We start from the raw sequence: 25,606 nt of genomic DNA on the forward strand, positions 1-25,606 counted from the left end.
GCCCCCGACGCACCGCTGGCGATGCTGACCCCACCGCCCGACTGCGGGGTCCCCGCCCACCTGCGCCGCAGGATGACCATCAGGCCCAACCCGCGCCGCGCCCACGCCGCCACCTGATCGGGTCAATTCGGCGCTGCCGCGGCCCGTTTCCGCGGGCAACCTGAGCTGGTGCCGCTGACGCATCCGGACAACACGCCTCGCCCGCACCGCAGCGAACTCGCGGTGAACCCGATCTTCACGCGCGAACCCGTGCACGTGCCGACCTACGACCTGCCCAGCCGGGGAACCGACCCCGAGGTCGCCTACCAGATCGTGCACGACGAGCTGATGCTCGACGGCAACGCGCGGCTGAACCTGGCGACCTTCGTGTCCACCTGGATGGAACCGCAGGCCGCCCGGCTGATGTCGGAGTGCTTCGACAAGAACATGATCGACAAGGACGAGTACCCGCGCACCGCGGCCCTGGAGGACCGGTGCGTGCGGATGCTCGCCGGGCTGTGGCACGCGCCCGACCCGCACCACGTCGTCGGCTGCTCCACCACCGGATCGTCCGAGGCGTGCATGCTCGCCGGTCTCGCGCTCAAACGCCGCTGGCGGGGAACCGGCACGCCGAACATCGTGCTCGGCGCCAACGTGCAGATCTGCTGGGAGAAGTTCGCGAACTTCTTCGAGGTCGAACCGCGGTACGTGCCGATGGAGGGCGACCGCTTCACGCTCTCCGCCGAGGAGGCGCTGCGGCGGGTCGACGAGAACACCATCGGCGTCGTGACCATCATGGGCTCGACCTTCGACGGCTCCTACGAACCGGTCGCCGAGGTCTGCCACGCGCTCGACGAGCTGGCCGCGCGCGGCGGCCCGGACGTGCCTGTGCACGTCGACGGCGCCTCCGGGGCGATGATCGCGCCGTTCCTGGACCCGGACCTGGTGTGGGACTTCCGGTTGCCGCGGGTGGCCTCGATCAACACCTCCGGGCACAAGTACGGGTTGGTCTACCCGGGCGTCGGCTGGGTCGTGTGGCGCACGCCCGAGGCGTTGCCCGACGAGCTGGTGCTCCGGGTCAACTACCTCGGCGGCGAGATGCCCACCTTCGCGCTCAACTTCTCCCGGCCCGGTGCGCAGGTGGCCGCGCAGTACTTCACCTTCCTGCGGCTGGGGTTCGACGGATTCCGGCGGGTGCAGCAGGAGTGCCGCGACGTGGCGATGCGGCTGGCCCGCGAGATCGCCGCGCTCGGGCCGTTCGAGCTGCTCACCGACGGCAGCCACATCCCGGCCTTCGCGTTCACGCTCCGCGACGACGTCCGGAATTATTCCGTTTTCGACGTTTCCACTGCTCTGCGCACCAGCGGTTGGCTCGTTCCGGCTTACACGTTCCCCGAGGACCGGACGGACCTGGCGGTGCTGCGGATCGTGGTGCGCAACGGGTTCAGCCACGACCTGGCCGACCTGCTGCTCGACGACCTGCGCCGGTCGCTGCCGGGGCTGGAGGCGCAGACCGCGCCCGCCCGGGGGCACGACTCCGCCGGTTTCGCCCACGGAGCCCGTTCCCGCGACTGAGCGGCGAACGGTGAAAACTTCCCGGACACCGGGAAAGCCCAGCCCGGAGCCGGTGGGGACGATCACGCTCAGTCGATCAGCTGATCGCAAGCCGTTCGGGGCCGACTAGCCTGCCCGGTTATGAGTCGTTCCGAGGACGCCAACGCGCGGCTGACCGAGCTCGCGCTGCAGGCGCGTCGCGGTGACCCGCACGCCATGGAGTCCTTCATCCGGGAGAGCCAGCACGACGTCTGGCGCTTCGTCGCGCACCTGGCCGGGCCGCACCTCGCCGACGACCTCGCGCAGGAGACGTTCCTGCGCGCGTTCCGCAACGTCCGCCGGTTCAACGCCCGCTCCTCGGCCCGCACCTGGCTGCTCACGATCGCCCGCCGCGTGGTCGTCGACCAGATCCGCTACGAGCGCTCCCGCCCGCGCACCACCCACGCCACCCCGGCCACCGAGCCGACCTCGCCGGACACGGGTTTCGAGAACATCGTCGAGCTCAACCTGCTGCTGAGCGACCTCGACCCGGAACGCCGCGAAGCCCTGGTCCTCACCCAGGTCCTCGGCCTCCCCTACGCCGAAGCCGCCCACGTCACCGGCTGCCCGATCGGCACCATCCGCTCCCGAGTCGCCAGAGCCCGCGACCAACTCCTGGCCACCCAGACCCACCAGGACGAAGAAACCGGCTGACCTGGTCACGTGGGCGACTGCCCGGTGAAGGGCGGATCAGCGGACCGTCGACCGACGATCCGCTGGTCCTGTCCAGAGCACGGATTGCGGCGGTAATCCTGTCCCCGATTACGGCGGTATTCAGGGGTCGTGGGACTGCCCGGACGCGCGGTGTTCGCCCGGCGTCCCGGATCTCAGTGGAAATCCGGGACCCGACTTCCACTGAAATCGGGAACCCAGCTGGGGCGAGGACCAGAACCGTCCGCTTGTCGGCCCTGCTCACGGGGTCTCGGGCTCCGGTGACCCGGTGGGAACTTCTCGGGTGCGAGGCGCGACAGTAGTGGTGTGGACTGTTGCGTGTGCCGGGAGGCGTTGTCGGCGCGGTTGGACGGCGAGGAACCTCCGGCGGCCTGGGCCGAGGTGGAGCGGCATCTCGCCGAGTGCGGTGAGTGCCGCGACTGGGAGACCCGCGCCGTCGCGTTGAGCAGGGAGTTGCGGGTGCGTGCCGTGCCGAGCACCCCCGACCTGACCGCGTCGGTGATGCGGGCGCTCCCGGTTCCCGCGGTCCGGCGCTGGCCCCGGGTGCTGCTCGGCGTCGTCGCCGTCGTGCAGATCGCGCTGGGCGTCGCGCAGCTGCTGGGCACCGGCGGCCACGAGGCGATGGCCGGGCACGTGTTCCACGAGAGCACCGCCTGGAACCTCGCGCTCGGAGCCGGGTTCGGCTGGGCGGCCTGGCGGGTCCGCGCCGGTGCCGGGATGCTGCCGGTGCTCGGCGCGTTCCTCGCCGTGCTCACCTTCGTCAGCGTCCAGGACCTGGTGGCCGGAGCCGTCACCGCCGGCCGCCTCGTCTCGCACCTGCCGCTGGTCGCGGCGCTGGTGCTGCTGCTGGTCATCCGCCACGACCACCGGGACGGCGAGTCCGGCCCGGGCCACGGCATCCGCCCGGGCGAGCACACCGCCACCACCGACGATCCCGACGAACCCGCACCACCGCGCGAGCTCGGCCCGACCGCCTACCGCAGGGCCGGTTAGCGCTTGCGGGCCATCGCCGCCCAGTAGTAAGCGCTGCGCGGGTCGACCTCGTGCTCCGGGTGGAGCTTGGTGATGCCGGCCGGCTCCGGGTCGGGTCGCCACGCCAGCACCGGCGCCACCCCGGGCTCGACCAGGTCCATGCCCTCGAACAGCGCGGCGACCTCGTCCTGATCGCGCGGCTGGAACGGGATGCCGGACTGCTCGGCGGCGGCCACCACGCCCGCCACCGCTTCCGGGTCGAAGTCGGCGGTGGGGTGGGTGATCGTCAGGTAGCTGCCCGAGGGCACCGCGTCCATCAGCTTGCCGAGCACCTGCTCGACCTCCGAGTTCTCCCGGAAGTACATGAGCACCGCCACCAGCATCACCGCGGTCGGCTGCGTCAGGTCGAGCGTTTCGGTCAGCGCCGGGTCGGACAGGATCGAGTCCGGGTCGTGCAGGTCGGCGAAGATGAACCGGGTCGCGCCCTCGTCGGTGCTGGTCATCAGCGCGCGGGCGTGCGCGAGGACGATCGGGTCGTTGTCGACGTAGACCACGCGGCTGCTCGGTTCGGCGCTCTGCGCGACCTCGTGCACGTTGCCGCTGGTGGGGATTCCGGTGCCGATGTCGAGGAACTGCCGGATGCCGCACTCCTGCACCAGGTATCGCACCGCGCGCCCGACGAACGCCCGGTTCGCGCGCGCCATGGTCTTGATGGTCGGGATGTGCTCGGCGATCGCGTCACCCAGCGCGCGGTCGGCCGCGAAGTTGTCCTTGCCGCCCAGCCAGTAGTCGTAGACCCGCGCCTCGTGCGCGACGGTGGTGTCGATCTCGACCGGCAGCCGGCCGCCCTGCTCGCTCATCGGCATCCCTCGGATTGCTCAGTACTCGTGCATTAACTCGCGCAGCAGCTGCGTGGTGTCCTGCGGTGTCGCCGCCTGAACGCTGAGCAGGTTCATCACCGCCTGGTACTGGTCCAGGTCGTTGCGCTTGTCCAGGTACAGCGCGCTGGTCAGCTGTTCCAGGTAGACGACGTCGGGCAGGTCCGACTCGGGGAACCGCACGATGGTGAACGGACCGCCCGCCGCGGCGTGCCCGCCGACGCTGTAGGGCAGCAGCTGCACGGTCACGTTGGGGAGTTCGGAGATGCGGATCAGGTGCTCGATCTGCCCGCGCATGATCCCCTCACCACCGATCGGGCGACGCAGCGCGGCCTCGTCGATGACCGCCCACAACGTCGGCGGTTCACCTCGGGTGAGGATGTCCTGGCGGCGCATCCGCAGCGCGACCCGGCGGTCGACCTCGGCCGACGGTTCCTGCCCGTGCCCCAGCAGGATCACCGCGCGCGCGTAATCCGGGGTCTGCAGCAGGCCCGGCACGAATTGGGCCTCGTAGGTGCGGATGATCTCGGCGGCCTGCTCCAGCCCGAGGTAGGTCTCGAACCACGACGGCAGCAGGTCACCGTACTGGTGCCACCAGCCGGGTTCGTTGGCCTGCCGAGCCAGCGACAGGAACGCCGCGCGCTCACCGGAGTCCTGCACGCCGTAGAGCGTCAGCAGGTCGTTGAGATCGCGCTCCCGGAAGCTGACGCGTCCCAGTTCGAGACGGCTGATCTTCGCGTGCGACCCGCGGATGGCATCCCCGGCGGCCTCGCGGCTGATCCCGCGCTCTTCGCGCAGGCGTCGAAGCTGACCGCCCAGCGCGATGCGCAGCACGGTGGGCCCAGCGGTGGACCCGCCTTGCCGCCTGCCCTGTCTCTCCGGCTCGATGCTCATCGTGTCGATACCCCCATCGGGAGCAATGCGGCGTCCGATCGCCGCCAAAGCCAGTCAGCAGATTAGATCATCGAAGTCGCCTTCTTTAACCCCTTCGAGAAAAGCGGCGAGTTCTTCTCGCGTGTAGACCAGCACTGGCCCCTCCGCGAAGCGGGAGTTGCGCACGGCCACCCGGCCGCGCTCCAGCTCCGCCACCTCGACGCAGTTCCCGCTCGGGTTGCTGCGCGCGCTCTTGCGCCAGCGCAGGTCAGACCGCCAGCTCAGGTCTGCCCACCGCGGAGTCTCCGGCACTGCGGACTCCGGCATGGATGCCTCCAACATTCGGGCGAAATCGCGTCCGTGCTTGCAGGTGTTCTTGCAAACGTTCTTGCATCTGCAAGGTCAGTCCGGGACAGTAGCAGCAGCAGGACGATCGTCGATCTTGATCCGTCAGCGGGAATCCGGTGCCCGGCAAATGGCCCCGGCGCGCGCGGGAGGAGGCCGAGGGGATGATCCGGTTGTCGCGGCGAGGGACGGTTCGCCGCGTGCATCAGACTCGCCCGGCTGCGACCCAGGATCGGGCAACGCGATGAGCGTGCTCGTCGCGGTCGGCGCGTTAGCCCTCTGCGCGATCCTCTCGGCGGCGCTTCTCGACTCCCGCCGCAAACGTCGCGACCTCGAAAAACGGCTCGCGGTGGCCGATCGCGCCGCGCACACCGATCCGCTCACCGGCTTGGCCAACCGCGCGGGTCTCCAGCGCGCGCTGGACCACCAGCGGGCCTCCACGCGCCCGAGCGATCACATCGCCATGATCCTGCTGGACCTGGACGGGCTGAAGGAGACCAACGACCTCTACGGCCACGACTTCGGCGACAGCGTTCTGGTCGCGGTGGCCCACCGGATCCACGAAAAAGCCGGGCACGCGGCGTGCGCGGCCCGGCTCGGTGGGGACGAGTTCGTGGTGCTGCTCAGCGGCGAGGCACTGCAGGACGCGGATGCGCTGGCCGCCGAGCTCTGCGCTGACATCGCCTCGGCGGAGGTCATGTCGGAGATGCCGATCCGCTGCACGGCCAGCGCTGGGGTCGCGGTGCTGCCGGCGCACCGGATGCACCAGCTCGTCACCGCCGCGGACCAGGCCATGTACAGGGCCAAGTCCACGCGCGCGGGAACCTCCAGGTATCAGCCCCTCACCGACGTCGCCGACCGGATCCCGCGAAACCGGACGGCGCTGGTGGCCTTGGAGGGTGGCGCCTCGAAGGAGGCCCAGGGCTGATCCTCTTCAGGACCGCTCCGGGTGCGGGTCACCGCTCGCACCGCACAGCCCTTTCTCGAACGACTCCTAGACGGTCGCGGTCTGCCGCACACCGCCGACCATGCGGTGCGCTTCGGCGTTGCACGCCGGGCACGTGTTCCACAGCCACGCCATCTCGCCCACCTCGGCACGCATCTCGCGGTCGCAGAGCGTGGTGATGGTGCTTCCCGCCGGGTAGCCCCCCGACGGCCGGTAGTCGGTGCTCGCGTGACGCTCCCCGAGGGCCGGAACCCAATGGAACGGATGCATCCGCACACTCTCCTTCGCTGCCGTGTCCCGCCGCGTCGTCTTGCCTGATCACGATCCGGATGACCCTCGGCCACTACCCGGGTAATCAGCTGTTCAGATGGATTCCAGACCGACTATGCCCGCGGTCGCCGCCAAGCATCGTCCACACGGTAGGGCCCCATCCGGAGGAATATTCCCGATTCTGTCATGACCCAGGGTGAGTCCGCACGTCGTACGCGCCACACCGCCCTGCCAGTCCTGCCGCGAAATCGCGTGAGCCTGCCGCACTGTCACTCGTGCGGCGGTATGCAGGACCCAAATGCAATCCATACCGGACTGCTCGGCCCGCGCCCCCCGGGTGCTCCCGGTCAACGTGAGTGGCATGATCCCTCCCCGGATCGTCTACGATTAATCGTAAGCACATCCGCGCCACGGAGTCGAGAGATTCGGAAGGGATGCACCTCGATGCTTCACCCGGAACCGACCGCGACCCCCGCCTTCAGCGCCACGGGCTGGGCTTCAGCGTCCGCATGCGGGCCGAACGGGGGAAACTGCGTCGAGGTGAACTTGACGGCCCCCGGGCGTGTCGGGGTCCGCGACAGCAAACGCTTCACCGGTGACGTCCTGCTCAACTTCGACACGACGAGCTGGAACCGATTTCTCGCCGACATGAGAGCGGGAAGCTTCGACATCGACTAGAACTTCGCAGCTCACAGCCGTTTTCTGATTAATCACCGCCGGGCGCGGATCACCGGCGGTGACCCGTTTGCCGCGCATCCACGTCCGAGTGCATTACAGTGTTGTTCTTGACAGACGCGTTTGCGCTTGTCAGACGTGGTGACGGCAGAGCATACGAGCGGAGATCTGGTGCCGAGCACGGTAACTTCGCGACGCAGGCAGCTCGGGAACGAGATTCGCCGCGCGCGGCAGGCCGCGGGCATGACCCAGCAGTACGTCGCCGAGCTGCTCGGATGCAGCCAAGGCAAGATCAACAAGATCGAGTCGGGCACGGTCGCGGTCAAGAAGGCCGAGCTGCAGAAGATGCTGGAGGCGTTCAACTCCGGCAAGGCGGAAGCCGATCTGATGCTGGACCTCGCGCAGTCCAGCTCCGGGCAGCGCGGCCAGTGGGCCGGCTACCGCTCGGCGGTGCCGCAGTGGTTCCGCACCTTCACCGACCTCGAACCGGCCGCCGCGGAGATCCTCAGCTGGCACGGCGAGCGCATCCCGGGCCCGCTGCAGTCCGAGCACTACATGCTCACCCAGTTCTCCGAGGACCGCGCCACCGACGTCACCGCCCTGGTGCGCAACCGGCTGGACCGCAGGCGGGTCTTCGACCTGCCGCGCCCGCCCTACTACCGCTTCGTGCTCAGCGAAGCCGCGTTCCACCGGATGCCGGGCGGGCCGAACCCGTCGGTCGCGCTGGACCAGGTCGAGCACCTGCTGGACCTGCAGACCCGGTACCCGAAGGCGTACGTGCACATCCTGCCGTTCGACGTGCGGCTGCCGTACGTGCCCAACGACTTCACGATCATGCGGTTCTCCGACGGCACCAAGGACTTCGTCTTCGTCGAGCACGTCGCGGGCGGGCTGTACCTGGACGACGAGGACGACTTCAACCTGTTCAACGACGCGTGGGACCGGCTGCGCGGAGCCGCGCTGGAGCGCCACGACACCGTGGCCCGCCTGCAGGAACTGGCGAAGGAGTACCGGAGCCAGATCGACTTCTGATTAATCGTGAAAGACCCTCGTCCGCAGCGGGATCGGGTCAGTCGAGCAGGTCCGCGATCATCGACGCCATGACGCCCGGATCGCCGGTGTCGGGCCGCAGCACCACCTCCGGGTTCCGCGGGGGCTCGTAGGCGTCGTCGACCCCGGTGAAGCCGGTGATCTCCCCCGCCCGCGCGCGGGCGTAGAGCCCCTTGGGGTCGCGCGCCTCGCACGTCTCGATCGGGGTGTCGACGAAGACCTCCACGAAGGTCAGCTCCGCGTCCTGGTGCCCCTGCCGCGCCCGATCGCGGTCGGCGCGGTAGGGGCTGATCAGCGACACGATCGACACCACACCGGCGTCGGCGAGCAGCCGCGCCACCTCGCCGACGCGGCGCACGTTCTCGGCCCGGTCCTCGGCGCTGAAGCCCAGGTCGGCGTTGAGCCCGTGGCGGAGGTTGTCGCCGTCGAGCAGGTAGGCGGGCCTGCCCGCCGCGACCAGCCGGCGTTCCAGCTCGACCGCCACGCTGGACTTGCCCGCCCCCGACAAGCCGGTGAGCCACACCGTCGCTCCCCGGGTGCGGCGCTGTTCCCTGCGCACGGCGGTGGAGACCCAGCTGACGTGGGACTCGGCGAAGTCCGGGCCGGTGATCATGCCCGCGGCGACGGTGTTGTTGGTGGCCTCGTCGACGAGGATGAAGCTGCCGGTCGTGCGGTTGCGGCGGTAGGCGTCGAACAGCAGCGGTTGCTGCGCCCGCAAGCGGATCCGGCCGATCTCGTTGAGCGACAAGGACGTCGCGCCCGTGTCGCGGTGCAGGGTGTTGATGTCGAGCCGGTAGTCCAGCTGACGCACCTGGGCGCGCGTGCCGCGCGTGGTGTGCTGGATCGCGTAGCGACCACCGGGTTCCAGCGCGGTCCGCTCGGTGAGCCAGCAGACCAGGGCGTCGACGTCCTGGCCCGCGTGCGGGCGGTTCTGCGGGCGGCAGATCATGTCGCCGCGCGAGACGTCGAGGTCGTCGGTGAGCCGCACGGTGACGGCCTGCGGGGTGAACGCCTCCTCCACGACCTCCCCGCCCGGCCCCCAGATCTCCTCGATGCCGGTGGTGAAGCCCGAGGGCAGCACGACGACGTCGTCACCGGGCTTGAGCACGCCACCCGCGACGGTTCCCGCGTAGCCCCGGAAGTCACCGTCGCGGATGACGTACTGCACCGGCAGTCGCGCGTCGATGAGGTTGCGGTCGGAGGCGACGTGGACCTCTTCGAGGTGGTGCAGCAGCGAAGTCCCCTCGTACCAGGGCATGTTCTCGCTGCGGTGCACGATGTTGTCGCCGCGCAGCGCCGAGACCGGGATGAACGTCAGGTCCGGTGCGTCGAGCTTCATCGCGAAGGAGGCGAACTCGGCGCGGATCTCCTCGAACCGCTGCTGCGAGTGGTCCACGAGGTCCATCTTGTTCACGCACACCACCAGGTGCGGGATCCCGAGCAGGCTGGCCAGGAACGCGTGCCTGCGGGACTGCTCGAGCACGCCCTTGCGCGCGTCGACGAGCACCAGCGCGAGGTCGGCGGTGGAGGCGCCGGTGACCATGTTGCGCGTGTACTGGATGTGCCCTGGTGTGTCGGCGATGATGAACTTGCGCCGGGGCGTGGCGAAGTAGCGGTGCGCGACGTCGATGGTGATGCCCTGCTCGCGCTCGGCCCGCAACCCGTCGGTGAGCAGCGCGAGATCCGGCCCGTCGCCCCCGTGACCGGCGCGCTCCACGGCCTCCAGCTGGTCGCTGAGGATCGACTTGGAGTCGTACAGCAAACGCCCGATCAGCGTCGACTTGCCATCATCCACGCTCCCAGCAGTGGCCAACCGAAGCAGCTGCGTCATCGAAGCTCCTCGATTCATGATTCGTCTCAATCACTGTGCTTAGCGGTGCCGGTAGCGGAACCTGAGGCGGTGCGAGCTGCTTCCCACACCTGAGGCATGGGCCAACCGCCCATGAACCGACCACCATCAGAAGTAGCCTTCGCGCTTGCGGTCTTCCATTCCCGCTTCAGAGATGCGGTCGTCGGCGCGGGTGGCTCCGCGTTCGGTGACGCGGGCTGCGGCGACCTCGGCGACGACGTCGCGGGCGGTGCTCGCCGTGGAGGGCACGCAGCCGGTGCAGGTCGTGTCGCCCACGGTGCGGAAGCGGACGGTGGCCTCGTAGGGCTGCTCGTCCTCGCCCGGCGTCAGGTGCGGGTTGGTGGCCAGCAGCATGCCGTCGCGCTCGAAGACGGTGCGCCGGTGGGCGTAGTAGATCGACGGCAGCTCGATGCCCTCGTCGAGGACGTACTGCCAGATGTCGAGCTCGGTCCAGTCCGACAGCGGGAAGACGCGGATGTGCTCGCCCTTGCGGTGCCTGCCGTTGTAGAGGTGCCACAGCTCGGGGCGCTGGTTGCGCGGATCCCACTGGCCGAACTCGTCGCGGAAGCTGAACACGCGCTCCTTGGCCCGGGCCTTCTCCTCGTCGCGGCGGGCGCCGCCGAAGACGGCGTCGAAGCGGTGCTCGCCGATGCTGCGCAGCAGGGTCTGGGTCTGCAGCCGGTTGCGTCCGGCCCCGGGCTGCTCCGCGGAGCGGCCGGCGTCGATGTCGTCCTGCACGCTGCCGACCAGCAGGCGCAGTCCGAGCCGTCGCACGGTGCGGTCGCGGAAGTCGATGACCTCGTCGAAGTTGTGGCCGGTGTCGATGTGCAGGACCGGGAACGGCAGCGGTGCGGGCCAGAACGCCTTGGTGGCGATGTGCAGCATCACCGCGGAGTCCTTGCCGCCGGAGAACAGCAGCGCGGGCCGCTCGAAGGATGCGGCAACCTCGCGGAACACGTGCACCGTCTCGGCTTCCAGGCCGCGCAGATGGGTCAGCTCGTAGGTCGTGGTCACGCCGGACCCGCCCTTCCATCGGAACCGAACCTAGAACAAGTTTCACAGAAAAGTAGAACAAGTTCTTGCGCTCGGTCAAGCTGCGCGGAAAGCTGGGTCCACCCCTCGAAGCCAACCTCGCAAGACACAAGGAGGCGTCATGGACCTCGTCGCGCTGGAGGAGATCAAACGACTGAAGTACCGCTACCTGCGCGCGGTCGACCTCAAGCTCTGGCACGTGCTCGCCGAGGCGCTCACCGAGGACGCCGTGGCCGAGTACGGCACCGAGGCCACGGGCTCCAAGCTCGAACTCACCAGCCGGGAGGAGATCCTGAAGTTCATGCGGGACAACCTCGGCCCGAGCATCATCACCACGCACTCCGCCGGCCAGCCCGAGATCGACATCGACGGCGACACCGCGACCGGCACCTGGAGCTTCGAGGACACCGTCATCGCCACCGAGTTCAAGACCTTCATCAAGGGCGCGGCCTTCTACGAGGACACCTACCGCCGCGAATCCGACGGCCAGTGGCGCATCAGCAAGACCGGATACACCCGCACCTACGAGCTGATGCACACCTTCGACGACCTCCCGGACTTCAAGCTCACCGCGAACCGCTGGAGCTGAGGCGCCCGGGAGCTCAGCCTCCGAGAGCCAAGACGACCGCAGAGCACTAGAACGAGTTCTCAAAGAGGAGCTTATGCTCACTCAGCCCTTCGCCGAAGCCGTCTCCGAAGCCGAAGAGGTCATCCGGCACGCCGAGCACATCCGCGACGAGCAGGACCTCATCGAGGGTTACGACTACCTCGCGGGCAGCATCCAGGCCTCCCTCATGCTCGCCTGGGCCTACGAGCGGGACTTCCCGTACTTCGTCCAGTCCACCGGCCCCTACACCAAGATGGGCCTGGACAACCCCGACGCGCTGTACTTCCACTCCTACATCCGCGACGACGCCGAGTACGTCGTGACCGGGAAACGCGGCAGCACAACGGATCTGAGCTTCCAGGTGCTCAACGGCGACTACTCGCCGGTGGACGTGCCCGACAGCCTCGCCGCCTTCGACGACCGGCGGATCGACATCGACGACAACGGCGACTTCGAGGTGCGCTTCGGCCCCGGCCCCGCCGGGGCGAACTACTTCACGCTCGCACCGGGATCGGCGATGCTGGTGGTGCGCGAGGTCTACAGCGACTGGGATTCCGAGCGACGCGGCCTGATCCGGATCCGCCGCGAGGACACCACGGGCACCGCTCCCCCGCCGCGCACCATGGACGCGCTGACCAAGCGCTACGGCGTCGCGGGCAAGATCCTGCTGAGCCGGTTGCGGACGTTCCTGGCCTTCCCGGAGTGGTTCTACCTGAACCAGCCGGTGAACACGATGAACGACCCGCGCTCCACACCGGGAGGCCTGGCCACCCAGTTCTCCTCGGCCGGGCACTTCGAGCTCTCCGAGGACCAGGCGATGATCGTCACCGTGCCCCGGTCCGAGGCTCCCTACCAGGGTTTTCAGCTCGGCAGCCCCTGGTACGTCTCGACCGACTACATCAACCACCAGACGAGCCTCACCGCGGAGCAGGCGCGCATCGACCCCGACGGCAAGATCCGGTTCGTCATCACCGAGCGCGACCCGGGGCTGGCGAACTGGCTGGAGCTGACCGGGCACACCCGCGGCTACCTCCAGATCCGCTGGCAGCGCCTCTCCCGCGACCTGGGCCCCGAGGACGGCCCTCAGGTGGAGGTCGTCGGGTTCGACGAACTGCCGAAACGCCTCCCGCACCACGAGCACTCCCGCGTGACGCCGCAGGAGTGGCGGGAGCGGATCGCCGCGCGGCAGGCAGCCGTGCACAACCGGATGCTGGGGTGAGGCCGATGCTGGACGGACTGCTGCGCGACAAGGTCGTCGTGATCTCCGGAGTGGGGCCGGGACTGGGCCGGGCGCTGGCCCAGCGGTCCGCGATGGCCGGCGCCGACGTGGTGCTGGCCTCGCGCACCGAATCCCGCCTCAAGGTCTCCGCCGAGGAGGTCACCGACCTCGGCAGGCGTGCCCTGGTCGTGCCCACCGACATCACCGACGAAGACGCCGCCGCCCAGCTGGTGGCGCGGTCGGTGGAGGAGTTCGGGCGGGTCGACGCGCTGATCAACAACGCGTTCGCCATCCCGCCCCTGTCCGACCTCGCCGACACCGACCTGGACGCCATCCGGCAGGGGTTCGAGACCAACGTGCTCGCCGCGCTGCGGCTGACCCGGCTGTTCACCCCCGCGCTGGCCGAGGTCCGAGGCGCGGTGCTGATGGTGAACTCGGCGGTGCTGCGGCACTCCCGCCGCAACTACGGCGCCTACAAGATGGCCAAGTCCAGCCTGCTGTCCCTGGCGCAGAGCCTGGCCACGGAGCTCGGGCCGAAGGGCGTGCGGGTCAACTCGATCGCGCCCGGCTACATCTGGGCGGACTCGCTCAAGTGGTACCTCGGCCACCTCGCCGAGCAGCGCGGCGTCACCCGCGACGAGGTCTACGAGGAGACCGCCGCCACCACCGACCTTCGCGCACTGCCCGAACCGGACGAGATCGCCGACGCCGCGCTGTTCCTGATCTCCGACCTGGCCAGGATCGTCACAGGGCAGTGCCTGGACGCAAACGCAGGAGAATTCCACCACTGATTACTTCTAACCCTCTCTTCCTGCGAAACGGAAACGGTGCGGGTAGCGGAACCTGAGACCCGTCTGGCTCCGGGCGCCACTCCTGATGTATGCCAATACACGGCGTCGCGGCGTCCTCCCCAGACGACGTCTCAGAACCCGCGGCGGTGCAGGTAGCGAGGGTGGTTCTTCACGCCTCGCGGCTCCGCCGCTTGCACCCTGGCAACTACGACGTCCCTGAGGAGCTTTTCATGACTGTCGGGCGTGAGAGTGTTGGTACTGTTGAGGATGTGCACGCTTCGGCGAGTCGTCTTGTGGGGCTGGACGACTTCGGGGTGGATGATTACAGCGATGGTCTCGGCGTGCTGTTGGAGTCCTACGCGCGGGATGCGGGCCTGACCCCGTGGGGCAACAAGGTCAAGCGGGCCTTCCTGCGGGGCGCGTTGACCGCCCGGTTGTTCAGCGAGGCGGCGTGGAAGCAGCACCCGCGGCACGCCGAGGTCGCCGTCGAGCGCCCCATCTTCGTCACCGGGCTGCCGCGCACCGGCACCACCGCGCTGCACCGGCTGCTGACCGCCGACACGGCGAACCAGGGGCTGGAGCTGTGGCTGACCGAGGTGCCGCAGCCGCGGCCGCCGCGCTCGACGTGGGAGGACGATCCCGTCTTCCGGGGAATCCAGCAGGGCTACACCCAGCACCACGTGGAGCACCCCGAGTTCATGGGCGTGCACTACATGTCGGCCGAGCAGGTCGAGGAGTGCTGGCAGCTGCTGCGGCAGTCGATGCGCTCGATCTCCTACGAGTGCCTGGCCCACCTGCCGACCTATTCGCGCTGGCTGGAGGGCCAGAACTGGACCTCGGCCTACGCCCGGCACAAGCGCAACCTGCAGCTGATCGGGTTGCCCGACAACGACCGGCGCTGGGTGCTGAAGAACCCGAGCCACCTGTTCGCGCTGGACGCGCTGTTCGAGGTCTACCCGGACGCGCTGGTGATCCAGACCCACCGGGAGCCGCGCACCGCGATCGCGTCGGTGTGCAGCCTGGCCGCGCACGCCACCCGCGGCTGGTCGGAGACCTTCCACGGCGACACGATCGGCCGCGACCAGCTCGACCTGTGGTCGCGCGGGCTCGCCGACTTCACCGCCGCGCGGGCGCGGCACGATCCGGACCGGTTCTACGACGTGCGCTACGAGGACTTCATCGCCGACCCGATCGGCGTGGTGGAGCGGATCTACCGGCACTTCGGGCTGCCGCTGAGCGAGAACGCGGCGGCAGCGATGCGGAGCCTGCACTCCGAGAGCACCGCAGGTCACGCCAAGCCCGCGCACCGGTACTCGCTGGCCGACTTCGGATTGCGTCCCGAAGAGGTCGACGAGCGCTTCGCCGGGTGGGCACCCGTCGGTTAGATTCCGCAGCGGAATCGACGACCGGAGGGGCGGCCATGGCGTACGGCGACTACCAGCTGGAGATCTACCTCAACGGGTTGAGCGGGGTGCTGCCCGACCTCCCCGTGGAGTTCGACGAGCTGGAGGAACGCGCGAAAGCGGCCATGTCGCCGACGGTCTGGTCCTACGTCCACGGCGGTGCCGGCTCGGAGCGCACGCAACGCGCGAACGTCACCGCCTTCGACCGCTGGGGACTCGTCCCGCGCATGTTCGTCGGTGCCACCGAGCGCGACCTCGAAGTGGACCTGTTCGGCCTGAAGCTGCCCTCGCCGGTGTTCATGGCGCCGATCGGCGTGCTCGGGATCTGCGCGCAGGACGGGCACGGCGATCTGGCCACCGCCCGCGCGGCGGCGCAGAGCGGCGTGCCGATGGTGGCCTCCACGCTGTCGTCGGACCCGCTGGAGGACGTGGCCGGCGAATTCGGTGGCACACCGGGCTTCTTCCAGCTGTACACGCCGAAGGACCGGGATCTGGCGGAAAGCCTGGTGCGCCGGTCCGAGAACGCGGGCTACAAGGGCATCGTCGTCACCCTCGACACCTGGATCCCCGGGTGGCGCCCGCGCGACCTGGCCACCTCCAACTTCCCGCAGCTGCGCGGGCACTGCCTGAGCAACTACTACAGCGATCCGGTCTTCCGCGCGGGACTGGACAAGACACCGGAAGAGGACCCGGGTGCCGCGGTGCTGAGCTGGGTCTCCACCTTCGGAAATCCGCTGACCTGGAACGATCTGCCGTGGCTGCGGTCGCTGACCGACCTGCCGCTGATCGTCAAGGGCATCTGCCACCCCGATGACGTGCGCCGCGCCAAGGACGGCGGCGTGGACGGCATCTACTGCTCCACCCACGGCGGCAGGCAGGCCGACGGTGGCCTCCCCGCTCTGGAGGTGCTGCCCGAGGTCGTCGACGCGGCCGACGGCATGCCGGTGCTGTTCGACTCCGGCGTCCGCAGCGGCGCCGACATCGTCAAGGCCCTGTCCCTGGGCGCCACGGCCGTGGGCGTCGGCCGCCCCTACGCCTACGGGCTCGCGCTCGGCGGTACCCGGGGCGTCGTCCACGTGCTCCGGAGCCTCCTCGCCGAAGCTGACCTCATCATGGCCGTGGACGGCTACCCCTCGATCGCCGACCTGACCCGGGAAGCCGTCCGCCGACTCCCCTGATCTTCGTCGATTTCCGTTGCCGGACAACCGGTTTCGCTCCCATCGGAGGAGAGGGCGAAGCCACCGCGCGGGAATGTCCGGACGGAAAGGGCAACCGGGTCCCGCGGGGTTGCGAACACCGCTACACTCCGGCGAAACGTGATCGAGTCCACTGGAAATCGGGGCCGATGGGAATCGAAGGTGAGGCCGGCGTCGGGGCGGCGGCCGGAATTGACACCAGCAAGGCGAGCATCGCGCGCGTCTACGACATGTTCTTGGGCGGCAAGGACAACTTCGCGGCCGATCGCGAGGTCTACGAGACGATCCAGGCCGTCGCGCCGCAGGGCGACGAGGTGGCCAAGTCGATCCGCCGCTGGCTGATCCGCGTGGTGCGGCACCTGGCGGGCTTCGAGGTCGGCATCGACCAGTTCCTCGACATCGGCTCCGGCCTGCCGACCGCGGAGAACACCCACGAGGTCGCCCAGCGCAACAACGCCGACGCCACGGTGGTCTACGTCGACAACGACGCGACCGTGGCCGCCTACGGGCGCGCGCTGATGGAGGAGAACGACCTCACCCACTTCGCCACCTCGGACCTGCGCGACCCCGCGGCCCTGCTGGCGACACCGCAGGTCGCCAGGCTGGACTTCGACCGGCCGATGGTGCTGATCCAGTGCGCGACGCTGCACCACATCGACGACGAGGCGGACCCGGCCGGGTTCATGCGGCACTACGTCGACGCGCTGCCGTCGGGCTCGTACCTGGCGATCTCGCACTGGTGGGACCCGGGCGACGAGCTTCTCGAAGGCCACCGGATGGCCCGTGAGCTGGAGCAGCGCTGGCGCGAGTCGTCCATGGGCACCGGCCGCTACCGCACGCGAGCGGAGATCACCGAGCTCTTCGCGGGACTGGAGCTCGTCGAACCGGGACTCGTCGAGCTCAACCACTGGTGGCCGGACGGACCCCGCCTGCGCGAGACCTCGCTGGTCGAGCGCCTGATCCTCGGCGGCCTGGCCTACAAGCCCTGATCAGTCCCGCTCGCGCTCGCGCAGGGCCGCGCGCAGCGTTTCCGCCTGCTCGTCGCTGACCGAGGCGACGAAGTGCGCCAGGACGACGTCCGGAGCGCCCGAGGCGACGAGCACCTGGTGCAACGAGCGGGCCGCGGCTTGCTCGCGGGTGCGCGACGGCCGGTACAGGTAGGCCCGGCCGTCCAGGTCCCGCTGCACCCAGCCCTTCCGATGCAGGTTGTCGAGCACCGTCAGCACGGTCGTGTAAGCCAACGACCGGCCGGTGTCGAGCCGCGACAGCACCTCGCGCACCTTGATCGGCTCCACCGAGTCCCACAACACCCGCATCACCGCGGATTCGAGCTCGCCCAGACAACGCATCAGCCTTCCTCCCCGGGCACATCGTACGTCCGGATGCGCACGTCGCGCGCGCTATGTGAATCACGTTCGGATTTTTTTGGCGGAAGACGATCCATTTTGGACCGGGGTCCAATCGCAAGGCCGTTGACCCACAATAGGATTCGCATCTACTATGATCCTTAGTAGCGGTGCAGCCCCCAGTCCCCGACGCCGCTACCTCGCGAGGCAACCGGTACTCCCCCTCACCGGACCTCGCCGAATGCTGGGCGGGTCCCAATCCCCCCTGGGATCCCGCCCAGCCCCAGCGATGAAACCACGAATGCGGAGACGACAAATCCGCTTGCGCCGATTCCGGCACGCTCGCGAACTCCGCCCCTGCCTGCTTACCAGGCGTTTCGCAACTGGAATCCGGACGAAACCATGTCAGAAAACGCGAATTCGATGCGGATAGATCGATGAGCTGCAACACCCGCGTTCCGCTCGCACAACTCCCCTTTGCCGGACGGCACAAGGTTGCCGGTACGTGATTCGCGCGTCGTCGGATCGTTTTCTCCGATGTGAATTCCCTCCTATTCCACGCCGGTCCGCTCTGCGATGCTTGCCCGCCGTCCCGGACGACGGCCGATCCAGGGCACCGCAGAGAAACTCGGATGGCTTCATGACACCCACCACACCGCACTCCCGGCCCACCGACGCCGCGCACCTGCGGGACCCGCGATGACCGCGCAGGGCGACCTCGGCGGCGAGGTGGAGCAGCTGCTGCGCACCTTCGAGGCGGCACTGGCCGAGACCGACCTGCTCGGCAGGCACGCCGACCCCGACGAAGAACCTCCGCAGCTGCGCGAACTGCGAGACCAGGTGGTGCGGCAGGTCCAGGACGTGCCTGCCGACCAGCTGCCGCGCGAGCGGTGCCAGAACTGCGAAGGCAAGCGCGAGGTCTCGGCCGTGCACGTGCGGCGCAGCGAGGAGAGCGCCCCACCCGAGGTCGTCACCGCGCAGCGGCTGTGCCCCAACTGCTGGGGAACCGGCCTCTCGCTCCGGCACACCGACCAGCCGCCGCAGCTACACGAGTAGCTCCCCGATGCCGAGGAACCCGTCCTCGGCACCGGGGTTCGCGCTGGTCAGCTCGATCCGAAGCCGGTCGGTCGTCACCGGCTCGAAGGTGATGCGGGCGGTGGCGGCAGGATCACCGCTCTGCCCGCGCACCGGGGCGAAGCGCGAGCCGTCCCAGTAGCGCACCTCGATCGACGCGGGCACCGCGTGCGCGGCGTCGACGGTGAAGGTCAGCTCGGCGGCGTCGACCAGACGAGGTTCGGGCCAGGCGATCGACACCCAGTCCCGCGCGTGCGCTGCGCTGATGGCGGGCAGCAGGCCCGTGGCCTCCTTCACGTAGTGGTTCGACCAGCCGGTGGCCGGGTCGCCATCGATCATGGCGGCGGGGAGGGTGTCGGCCGAACCGGAGTAGCTCGCGTCCGCGGTCGGCTCGGCCGGTCGTGCGGGAACCGCCATCGCCACCCGCACGTCCGCACCCGCGGGGACGATCGCCAACGCCTTGCCGCCGAAGGCCTTCCGCGTCGCCGAGCGGTAGTTCTCGGAGCTGTCCTGCTTGCCGTTGTCCGTTCCGAGCACCTCCCCGCCGGTGGTGGTGAAGGTCAGCTCGTGCTCCGCCGAGGGCACCAGCACGCCGTCGGCGTCGACGACCTCGGCGGTCACGAACGACAGCGCACCGACGTCCTCCCGGCTCAACCGGACCTCAGCCGCGGTTCCGGCGGTGCGCAGCACCTCGCGCGCGACCTCCGCGCCGTCCCGCTTGGCCACCGCCACCAGCTCACCCGGTTCGAACGGCACCTCCCAGGTCAGGTGCAGCTTGCCCGCACTGCCGTTCGGGCTGGTGTAACTGCCGGGAAACGGACCGTCGGTGACCGTCTTGTCGTCACCCGTCGGCTCGGTGGTCTCCAGGTACTCCCGTCCGTCGGTGGTGGTCTTGAGGTCGAAGCTCTTCTCCCCCAGCGACCGCCCGTTGAGCAGCAGCTCCACGGTCCGCACGTTGCTGTGGGTCCACACCGTCACCGGCTCTCCCGGCCGGTGATCCGTCCAGTTCATCGGCACCAGGTGCACCATCGGCTCGCGGGTCCACTGGCTGCGGAACAGGTGGTACTGGTCCTTGGCGAAACCAGCGGTGTCGACGGCGCCGAAGAACGACGTCTTGACCGGGAAGACGTCCGAGTAGGGCGTGGGTTCGCCGATGTAGTCGATGCCCGACCACAGGAACTGGCCGGCGAAGAACGCCCGGTCCCGATCCTTCTTCAACCCGTACTCGCCGCTGTAGGTCCACGAGGACAGGTTGTTGTCGTAGGAGGACGTCCCGCGCTTGCCGGGCGCGTGGTTCTCGCCGGTGTTGAGCTGGTGCGGACTGTCGTAGACGCCGCGCGTGGAGGTCTCCGACGACGACTCGGACTCGAAGAGGAACACCTGCGGGTACTTCGCGTGCAGCTCGTCGACCGAGGAGGCGTCGTTGTAGTTGAGCCCCACGCCGTCGAGCATCCGCAGGATCTGGTCCTGCGGCGACCCGTCGGCCGGGACGCTGCGGTGCTTGTCCGAGCCGATGACCACCGGCCTGGTCGGGTCCAGCGCGCGCACCCGGTCGACCAGGCGCCTGGCGATGGGAACCCCGACCGGCGAGGTGGAATCGGGGATCTCGTTGCCGATCGACCACATGATCAGGGCCGGGCAGTTCTTCGCCGCTTCGACCATCTCGGTCAGGTCCGCGTCGCTGCGCTCGTCGAAGAAGCGGTGGTAGTCGTGATCGGTCTTGCCGGTGCGCCAGCAGTCGAACGCCTCCACCTGCAGCAGCACCCCCTCCCGCTCCGCGGCGCGCAGCAGCTGCGGCGACGGCGGGTTGTGCGAGGTGCGGACCGCGTTGACCCCCATGCTCCGCATGATCCGGAGCTGCCGGACGATCGCGTCGTAGCTGGTGGCGGCGCCGAGCGCGCCGAGGTCGTGGTGCAGGTTGACGCCCTGGAGCTTCATCGGCTCGCCGTTGAGCGAGAACCCGCGCTCGGGGTCGAAGGCGAACCAGCGGACGCCGAACGAGGTGCCGGTGCTGTCCACCACGTTTCCACCCGCGGACAGCGAGACCTCGGCCGTGTGCAGCGCCGGGGACGCCACCGACCACAGCTGCGGACCGTCCACCCGGAGGTCGAGGCCGAAGGTGCGCGGTTGGGGCGCCAGGTCGGCCGGCGTGCTGGCGCGGGCGACCTCTGCGCCCTCGGCGTCGCGCAGCACCACGGTCAGTTCCGCGCGCGTCGCACCGCTTTCGGCGACGGCGGTGGTGTCGACGTGCACGGTGGCACGACCGGGCAGCGACTCGGCGAGACCCGGTGTGGTGACGGTGATGCCGTGCCGCAGGACGTGCACCGGGTCGGTGACGACGAGGTGCACGTCGCGGTAGATGCCGCTGCCGGAGTACCAGCGGCTGCTGGGGATCTGGTTGCGCGCCTTGACCAGCAGCTCGTTCTCACCGCCGTCGGTGCGGGCCAGGTCGGTGAGGTCGATCGCGAAACCCGTGTACCCGTAGGGATGCGCACCGACCCGCTCGCCGTTGAAGTGGATCTCGGAGTCCATGTACACGCCGTCGAACTCGACGGAGATCTTCTTCCCGGCGGTCTCCGGCGGCAGCGTGAACGTCTTGCGGTACCAGCCGAGCCCGCCGGGCAGGAATCCCGTGCCACCGGTGGTGAACTCGTCGTCGACGGGGTCGAGCTCGATGCTCCAGTCGTGCGGCAGGTCGACAGCGCGCCAGGACGGGTCCTCCGGCGCGGGGGCCTGCGCGTCCTCGCCGGTGGTGTTGAGCAGCGAGAACCGCCAGTCACCGCCGAAGTCGACGCTGCGCTGCGAGCCGGGTGCCGCGACCGCGCGCGGGGCGCCGCCGAGCACCACGGGCGCGGTGGTCGCGGCTGCCGCCAGCGCGATCATCTGCCGACGGGTGAGCACGAAATCAAACGTCATCGAACGCCCCTCATGTTGATTTCACGGCTGATTCAACACGACCGAACGGGATGTTTCGCCCTCGGAACAGCGATGTCAACGCGGCCGATCGGGTGCTCGCGACGGAAAACCGGTGGCGCCCTCGCGGACTCCGGTGGCATGGTTCTCGCGTGGTTGTGGACCGTTTCGGCGAGAACGTCGCGGCGGAGTACGACTCCGACGAGACCGGCATGTTCTCCCCCGCGGTACTCGGGCCCGCGGTGGAGTTCCTCGCCGAGCTCGCCGGTGCCGATGCCGCGCTGGAGCTCGGCATCGGCACCGGACGGGTGGCCCTGCCGCTGAGCGCGCGCGGCGTCCCGGTGCACGGCATCGACCTGTCCGAGGCGATGCTGGCGCGCCTGCGTGCGAAGCCCGGCAGCGAGCGGATCGGCGTCACGGCAGGGGATTTCGCACGCACCGGGGCTCCCGGCGAGTTCGGCCTGGTGTACCTGGTGTTCAACACGATCAACAACCTCACCACGCAGGACGAGCAGGTCGACTGCTTCGGCAACGCCGCGCGGCACCTGGTGCCGGGCGGGCACTTCGTGATCGAGGTCGGCGTGCCGGACCTGCAGAGGCTGCCGTTCGGCGAGACCCACGTGCCCTTCGAGTTCGGCGCCGATCACGTCGGCGTCGACGAGTACGACGTGGCGGGCCAAGGCCTGATCTCGCACCACTTCTGGAAGCGCGACGGCCGGTGGAACCTCGACTCGATGCCGTTCCGCTACGTCTGGCCCGCCGAGCTCGACCTGATGGCCCGGCTGACGGGGATGCGCCTGGTGCAGCGCTGGGCGGACTGGGCGCGCAGCCCGTTCACCAGCACCAGCCGCCGGCACGTCTCGGTGTGGCGCAAGGAGGAGGAGTGAAAATCATTGGGACTGCCGCGATCGGCTATTAATAGTCTACAGTGGATGATCGACGGCTCGTCTCAGCTCTGGTAGGAAGCGCGCATGCGCTTCTACGCCGAACGCCCGATCCACTTGGTGGCACAGGTGTTGTGCGACGTCCTCGCGATCGCCTGGGTCGCCGGGTTCTGCTGGCTCGCCGGTCTCGCCAAGGCGGCCGTGCTGGAGCTGCAGGCACCCGGGCATCGCATGATCGAGGCGGGCGGCGAACTCCGGAGCACCTTCGCCGACGCGGCCGGCACCGCCTCGGGAGTCCCGTTCGTCGGCGACGACCTCGCCGGCGCGCTGGGCCGCGGCGGCTCGGCCGGGGACGTGCTCGTCGACGCGGGCGTGCGACTGCTGGAAGCGGTCGGGCTGGCCGCCACCGGCATCGCGGTCCTGATCGTGGCGTTCTCGCTGATCCCGGTGCTGGCGGTGTGGTTGCCGCGCCGGGTCCGCTACGCCCGCGCGGCCGGGCAGGCCGCGGCGATGCGCGCCCAGGGCACCGACCTGCTGGCGCTGCGCGCGCTGACCGAACTGCCGCACCGCAGGCTCAAGCGGATCGGCACCGAGCCAGCGGCGGCGTGGCGCGCGGGCGACACCGAGGTCATCGCGCAGCTGGCCGGGATGCGGCTGACCTCCCTGGGGCTGCGCGTCAGCTGACCGCGCCGGAGCGGTCCACGAGACCGAGCCGCAGGTGTTCGCTGTGGTAGACCGCTTCGTCGAGCAGCTGGGCGACGTGGTTGTCGTAGAGGCTGTAGACGATGCTGCGCCCCGACCGGGCACCGACGACCAGGCCGAGGTTGCGCAGCAGGCGCAGCTGGTGGGACACCGCGGACTGCTCCATGCCGACGGCTTCGGCGAGCTCGGTGACCGGGCGCGGCCCCTGCCGCAGCTCGGTGAGGATCAGCAGCCGGCTCGGCGTGGCCAGCGCCTGCAGCGTGTTCGCCACGTGCGCGGCCGACTCCGCGTCGAGCCTGGTCGCCTCCCGATCCACTCCGTGTCCCATGCGCTGCAGTCTAGACCCGCATTTGCATGAATGCATGTTCATGTGTTCTGCTGTGCGGGTCTAGCTCAGCTCTGCGGAGGTTTCACCGTGGCCACGTCCACCACTGCTCCCCCACGTCTCGCGCCACCGGCGCGGACGCGGCTGTTCGCGCTGCCCGAGATGCGCTGGGCGGCCGCCGCGCTCGGCCTGTTCCTGGCCGGGCTCGGCCTGCAGCTGGCCGGTGCGCCCGCGTGGACCTGGTGGGCGCTGTACCTGGCCTGCTACGTCACCGGCGGATGGGAACCGGCCCTGGCCGGGCTGCAGGCGCTGCGGGAGAAGACCCTCGACGTCGACCTGCTGATGGTGCTGGCCGCGATCGGGGCGGCCTCCATCGGCGAGATCACCGACGGCGCGCTGCTCATCGTCATCTTCGCCACCTCGGGCGCGCTGGAGGCGCTGGCCACCGCGCGCACCGAGGACTCCGTGCGCGGACTGCTCGACCTCGCCCCCGACACCGCCACTGTCGTCACCGCCGACGGCGTCGAGCAGGTGCGCCCGGCCGCCGAGCTGGAAGTCGGCGACGAGGTGCTGATCCGGCCCGGTGAGCGCGTTCCGGCCGACGGCACGGTGCTGTCCGGCGCCAGCGACGTCGACCAGGCGACCATCACCGGTGAGCCGCTGCCGGTGGACGTCTCGGCCGGTTCCGAGGTGTTCGCGGGCACCCTCAACGGCACCGGTTCGCTGCGCGTGTGGGTGAGCCGCCGCGCGGAGGACTCGGTGGTCGCGCGCATCGCGGCGCTGGTCGAGGAGGCCGGGCAGACGAAGGCGCGCACCCAGCTGTTCATCGAGAAGGTCGAGCAGCGGTACTCGATCGGCATGGTCGCCGCGACGGTGGCGCTGTTCACCATCCCGCTGCTGTTCGGCTCCGACCTGCGTGAATCGCTGCTGCGGGCGATGACCTTCATGATCGTCGCATCGCCATGCGCGGTGGTGCTGGCGACGATGCCGCCGCTGCTGGCCGCGATCGCCAACGCCGGCCGCCACGGCGTGCTGGTCAAGTCCGCGGTGGTGATGGAGCGGCTGGGCACGACCACGAAGGTCGCCTTCGACAAGACCGGCACGCTCACCCGGGGAACCCCTGAGGTCGCCGAGGTACGGGTGCTCGACGACGCGTGGAGCCGCGACGAGCTGCTGCGCGTGGCCGCCGCGGCCGAACGCCCCAGCGAGCACCCGCTGGCCACCGCCGTGGTGCGCGCCGCCGAACGGGAGGAGCTGTCGCTGCCGCCGGCGGACGACTTCGCCGCGCTGCCCGGTCGCGGAGTCACCGCCCGGGTCGAAGGGCACCGCGTCGAGATCGGTGCCGCGCCTGCGGAGTTCGAGGTGCAGCCGGGGCGCACGCCGGTGCTCGTGCGGCGCGACGGTGAGCCGATCGGACTGCTGGCGATCATCGACAAGCCACGTCCGGAGGCCCCCGAAGCCGTGGCGACCACTCGCCGCCTGGCCAGCGACCCGGTCCTGCTCACCGGCGACACGGCGGCCGGAGCGGGCGAGCTCGCCGCGCACGTCGGCATCAGCGATGTGCGGGCCGGGCTGCTCCCGGAGCAGAAGCTCGACGAGGTGAACGCGATGCAGTCGGCAGGGCACCGGGTGGCGTTCGTCGGCGACGGCATCAACGACGCCCCGGCCATGGCCACCGCCCACGCCGGCATCGCCATGGGCGGCGCGGCCTCCGACCTCACCCTGCAGACCGCCGACACGATCATCGTCCGCGACGACCTCAACGCGATCCCCGCGGTCATCGACCTCTCCCGGCGAGCCCGTCGCGTCGTCACGGCCAACCTGGTCATCGCGGGCACGTTCATCGCGGTCCTCGCCACCTGGGACCTCGTCGGCCACCTCCCCCTCCCCCTCGGCGTGGCCGGCCACGAAGGCTCCACGATCCTCGTGGCCCTCAACGGCCTGCGCCTCCTCCGCCGAGGCGCCTGGAAAACCCCGTAACACCACCGGCTTCCAAGTCCACTGACCCCGAC

General features: G+C 69.6%; 25 protein-coding genes. 16 read left to right on the plus strand and 9 right to left on the minus strand.

Translation table 11 applies throughout. The features are described from left to right. Nucleotides 1-168: 168 nt before the first annotated feature. From E1202_RS28380 to E1202_RS28390, 3 genes are all read left to right on the plus strand, one after another. Nucleotides 169-1,554: a glutamate decarboxylase gene (locus E1202_RS28380; protein ID WP_132686400.1), complete on the plus strand. Its 1,386-nt coding sequence runs from the start codon at nucleotides 169-171 to the stop codon at nucleotides 1,552-1,554. A 120-nt stretch (nucleotides 1,555-1,674) separates the two neighbouring features. Continuing rightward, the gene (locus E1202_RS28385; RefSeq protein WP_132686401.1) at nucleotides 1,675-2,226 is read left to right on the plus strand and encodes a sigma-70 family RNA polymerase sigma factor; all 552 of its coding nucleotides are present in this window, start codon (nucleotides 1,675-1,677) and stop codon (nucleotides 2,224-2,226) included. Nucleotides 2,227-2,550: 324 nt separating this feature from the next. Beyond that, complete coding sequence (locus tag E1202_RS28390; RefSeq protein ID WP_132686402.1) at nucleotides 2,551-3,237, plus strand: zf-HC2 domain-containing protein; 687 nt, start codon at nucleotides 2,551-2,553, stop codon at nucleotides 3,235-3,237. Here the strand turns inward: E1202_RS28390 and E1202_RS28395 are convergent. The 3 genes from E1202_RS28395 to E1202_RS28405 are packed head-to-tail and all read right to left on the minus strand — an operon-like array spanning nucleotide 3,234 to nucleotide 5,294. Further along, on the minus strand, nucleotides 3,234-4,076 hold the full coding sequence (locus E1202_RS28395) for an SAM-dependent methyltransferase (protein WP_207918967.1): 843 nt from the start codon (nucleotides 4,074-4,076) through the stop codon (nucleotides 3,234-3,236). The genes E1202_RS28390 and E1202_RS28395 overlap by 4 nt on opposite strands. An 18-nt stretch (nucleotides 4,077-4,094) precedes the next feature. Further along, nucleotides 4,095-4,988 (minus strand): helix-turn-helix domain-containing protein, encoded by an 894-nt coding sequence (locus E1202_RS28400; RefSeq protein WP_132686404.1) that lies wholly within the window; start codon nucleotides 4,986-4,988, stop codon nucleotides 4,095-4,097. 54 nt (nucleotides 4,989-5,042) lie between these two features. Continuing rightward, nucleotides 5,043-5,294 (minus strand): DUF397 domain-containing protein, encoded by a 252-nt coding sequence (locus E1202_RS28405; RefSeq protein ID WP_132686405.1) that lies wholly within the window; start codon nucleotides 5,292-5,294, stop codon nucleotides 5,043-5,045. Between the two features lie 262 nt (nucleotides 5,295-5,556). On the opposite strand from E1202_RS28405, the gene E1202_RS28410 reads away from it, so the two are divergent. Continuing rightward, entirely contained in the window at nucleotides 5,557-6,240 is a 684-nt protein-coding gene (locus tag E1202_RS28410; RefSeq protein ID WP_165944019.1) for a GGDEF domain-containing protein, read from the plus strand. 66 nt (nucleotides 6,241-6,306) lie between these two features. On the opposite strand, the gene E1202_RS28415 is transcribed toward E1202_RS28410, so the two are convergent. Then, a complete protein-coding gene (locus E1202_RS28415) occupies nucleotides 6,307-6,528 on the minus strand; it encodes a zinc finger protein (protein WP_132686407.1) in 222 nt (73 codons plus the stop codon). A gap of 444 nt (nucleotides 6,529-6,972) precedes the next feature. Here E1202_RS28415 and E1202_RS32720 point away from each other — a divergent pair, with 444 nt between their 5' ends. Then, entirely contained in the window at nucleotides 6,973-7,206 is a 234-nt protein-coding gene (locus tag E1202_RS32720; protein WP_132686408.1) for a DUF397 domain-containing protein, read from the plus strand. A gap of 168 nt (nucleotides 7,207-7,374) precedes the next feature. Beyond that, the gene (locus tag E1202_RS28425) at nucleotides 7,375-8,235 is read left to right on the plus strand and encodes a helix-turn-helix domain-containing protein (RefSeq protein ID WP_132686409.1); all 861 of its coding nucleotides are present in this window, start codon (nucleotides 7,375-7,377) and stop codon (nucleotides 8,233-8,235) included. A 37-nt stretch (nucleotides 8,236-8,272) separates the two neighbouring features. Here E1202_RS28425 and cysC read toward each other — a convergent pair whose 3' ends face one another. Together cysC and cysD are read right to left on the minus strand one after the other, a co-directional pair. Beyond that, nucleotides 8,273-10,084, minus strand: coding sequence for an adenylyl-sulfate kinase (gene cysC / locus E1202_RS28430; protein WP_132686410.1), 1,812 nt, complete (start codon nucleotides 10,082-10,084; stop codon nucleotides 8,273-8,275). A gap of 126 nt (nucleotides 10,085-10,210) precedes the next feature. Then, nucleotides 10,211-11,116 (minus strand): sulfate adenylyltransferase subunit CysD, encoded by a 906-nt coding sequence (cysD, locus tag E1202_RS28435; protein WP_132686411.1) that lies wholly within the window; start codon nucleotides 11,114-11,116, stop codon nucleotides 10,211-10,213. A 139-nt stretch (nucleotides 11,117-11,255) separates the two neighbouring features. On the opposite strand from cysD, the gene E1202_RS28440 reads away from it, so the two are divergent. From E1202_RS28440 to E1202_RS28465, 6 genes are all read left to right on the plus strand, one after another. Next, entirely contained in the window at nucleotides 11,256-11,723 is a 468-nt protein-coding gene (locus tag E1202_RS28440; protein ID WP_132686412.1) for a nuclear transport factor 2 family protein, read from the plus strand. A 73-nt stretch (nucleotides 11,724-11,796) separates the two neighbouring features. After that, nucleotides 11,797-12,960: a hypothetical protein gene (locus E1202_RS28445; RefSeq protein WP_132686413.1), complete on the plus strand. Its 1,164-nt coding sequence runs from the start codon at nucleotides 11,797-11,799 to the stop codon at nucleotides 12,958-12,960. 5 nt (nucleotides 12,961-12,965) lie between these two features. After that, the gene (locus E1202_RS28450; RefSeq protein WP_132686414.1) at nucleotides 12,966-13,751 is read left to right on the plus strand and encodes an SDR family oxidoreductase; all 786 of its coding nucleotides are present in this window, start codon (nucleotides 12,966-12,968) and stop codon (nucleotides 13,749-13,751) included. A gap of 230 nt (nucleotides 13,752-13,981) precedes the next feature. Next, nucleotides 13,982-15,136, plus strand: a complete 1,155-nt coding sequence (locus E1202_RS28455; RefSeq protein ID WP_132686415.1) for a sulfotransferase family protein — start codon at nucleotides 13,982-13,984, stop codon at nucleotides 15,134-15,136. A 35-nt stretch (nucleotides 15,137-15,171) separates the two neighbouring features. After that, complete coding sequence (locus E1202_RS28460) at nucleotides 15,172-16,332, plus strand: lactate 2-monooxygenase (RefSeq protein ID WP_132686416.1); 1,161 nt, start codon at nucleotides 15,172-15,174, stop codon at nucleotides 16,330-16,332. A gap of 167 nt (nucleotides 16,333-16,499) precedes the next feature. After that, complete coding sequence (locus E1202_RS28465; protein WP_132686417.1) at nucleotides 16,500-17,339, plus strand: SAM-dependent methyltransferase; 840 nt, start codon at nucleotides 16,500-16,502, stop codon at nucleotides 17,337-17,339. Here the strand turns inward: E1202_RS28465 and E1202_RS28470 are convergent, their stop codons facing one another. After that, on the minus strand, nucleotides 17,340-17,699 hold the full coding sequence (locus E1202_RS28470) for a BlaI/MecI/CopY family transcriptional regulator (protein ID WP_132686418.1): 360 nt from the start codon (nucleotides 17,697-17,699) through the stop codon (nucleotides 17,340-17,342). 696 nt (nucleotides 17,700-18,395) lie between these two features. Between E1202_RS28470 and E1202_RS28475 the strand changes: the two genes are divergently transcribed. After that, a complete protein-coding gene (locus E1202_RS28475; RefSeq protein WP_132686419.1) occupies nucleotides 18,396-18,752 on the plus strand; it encodes a hypothetical protein in 357 nt (118 codons plus the stop codon). Here E1202_RS28475 and E1202_RS28480 read toward each other — a convergent pair. Then, entirely contained in the window at nucleotides 18,741-21,686 is a 2,946-nt protein-coding gene (locus E1202_RS28480; protein WP_132686420.1) for a glycoside hydrolase family 2 TIM barrel-domain containing protein, read from the minus strand. The two genes, E1202_RS28475 and E1202_RS28480, sit on opposite strands and share 12 nt — an antisense overlap. A gap of 209 nt (nucleotides 21,687-21,895) precedes the next feature. Here E1202_RS28480 and E1202_RS28485 point away from each other — a divergent pair, with 209 nt between their 5' ends. Further along, nucleotides 21,896-22,570 carry a class I SAM-dependent DNA methyltransferase gene (locus E1202_RS28485; protein WP_235879079.1) on the plus strand — a complete coding sequence of 225 codons (675 nt, stop codon included), beginning with the start codon at nucleotides 21,896-21,898 and terminating at the stop codon, nucleotides 22,568-22,570. Between the two features lie 84 nt (nucleotides 22,571-22,654). After that, nucleotides 22,655-23,251 (plus strand): hypothetical protein, encoded by a 597-nt coding sequence (locus E1202_RS28490; RefSeq protein WP_132686422.1) that lies wholly within the window; start codon nucleotides 22,655-22,657, stop codon nucleotides 23,249-23,251. Here the strand turns inward: E1202_RS28490 and E1202_RS28495 are convergent. Further along, complete coding sequence (locus E1202_RS28495) at nucleotides 23,244-23,597, minus strand: ArsR/SmtB family transcription factor (RefSeq protein WP_132625730.1); 354 nt, start codon at nucleotides 23,595-23,597, stop codon at nucleotides 23,244-23,246. The genes E1202_RS28490 and E1202_RS28495 overlap by 8 nt on opposite strands. A 159-nt stretch (nucleotides 23,598-23,756) precedes the next feature. Between E1202_RS28495 and E1202_RS28500 the strand changes: the two genes are divergently transcribed. Next, complete coding sequence (locus E1202_RS28500) at nucleotides 23,757-25,574, plus strand: heavy metal translocating P-type ATPase (RefSeq protein ID WP_235879080.1); 1,818 nt, start codon at nucleotides 23,757-23,759, stop codon at nucleotides 25,572-25,574. Nucleotides 25,575-25,606 lie beyond the last annotated feature (32 nt).

This window comes from Saccharopolyspora karakumensis (assembly GCF_004349225.1).
Classification (GTDB): Bacteria; Actinomycetota; Actinomycetes; order Mycobacteriales; family Pseudonocardiaceae; genus Saccharopolyspora; species Saccharopolyspora endophytica.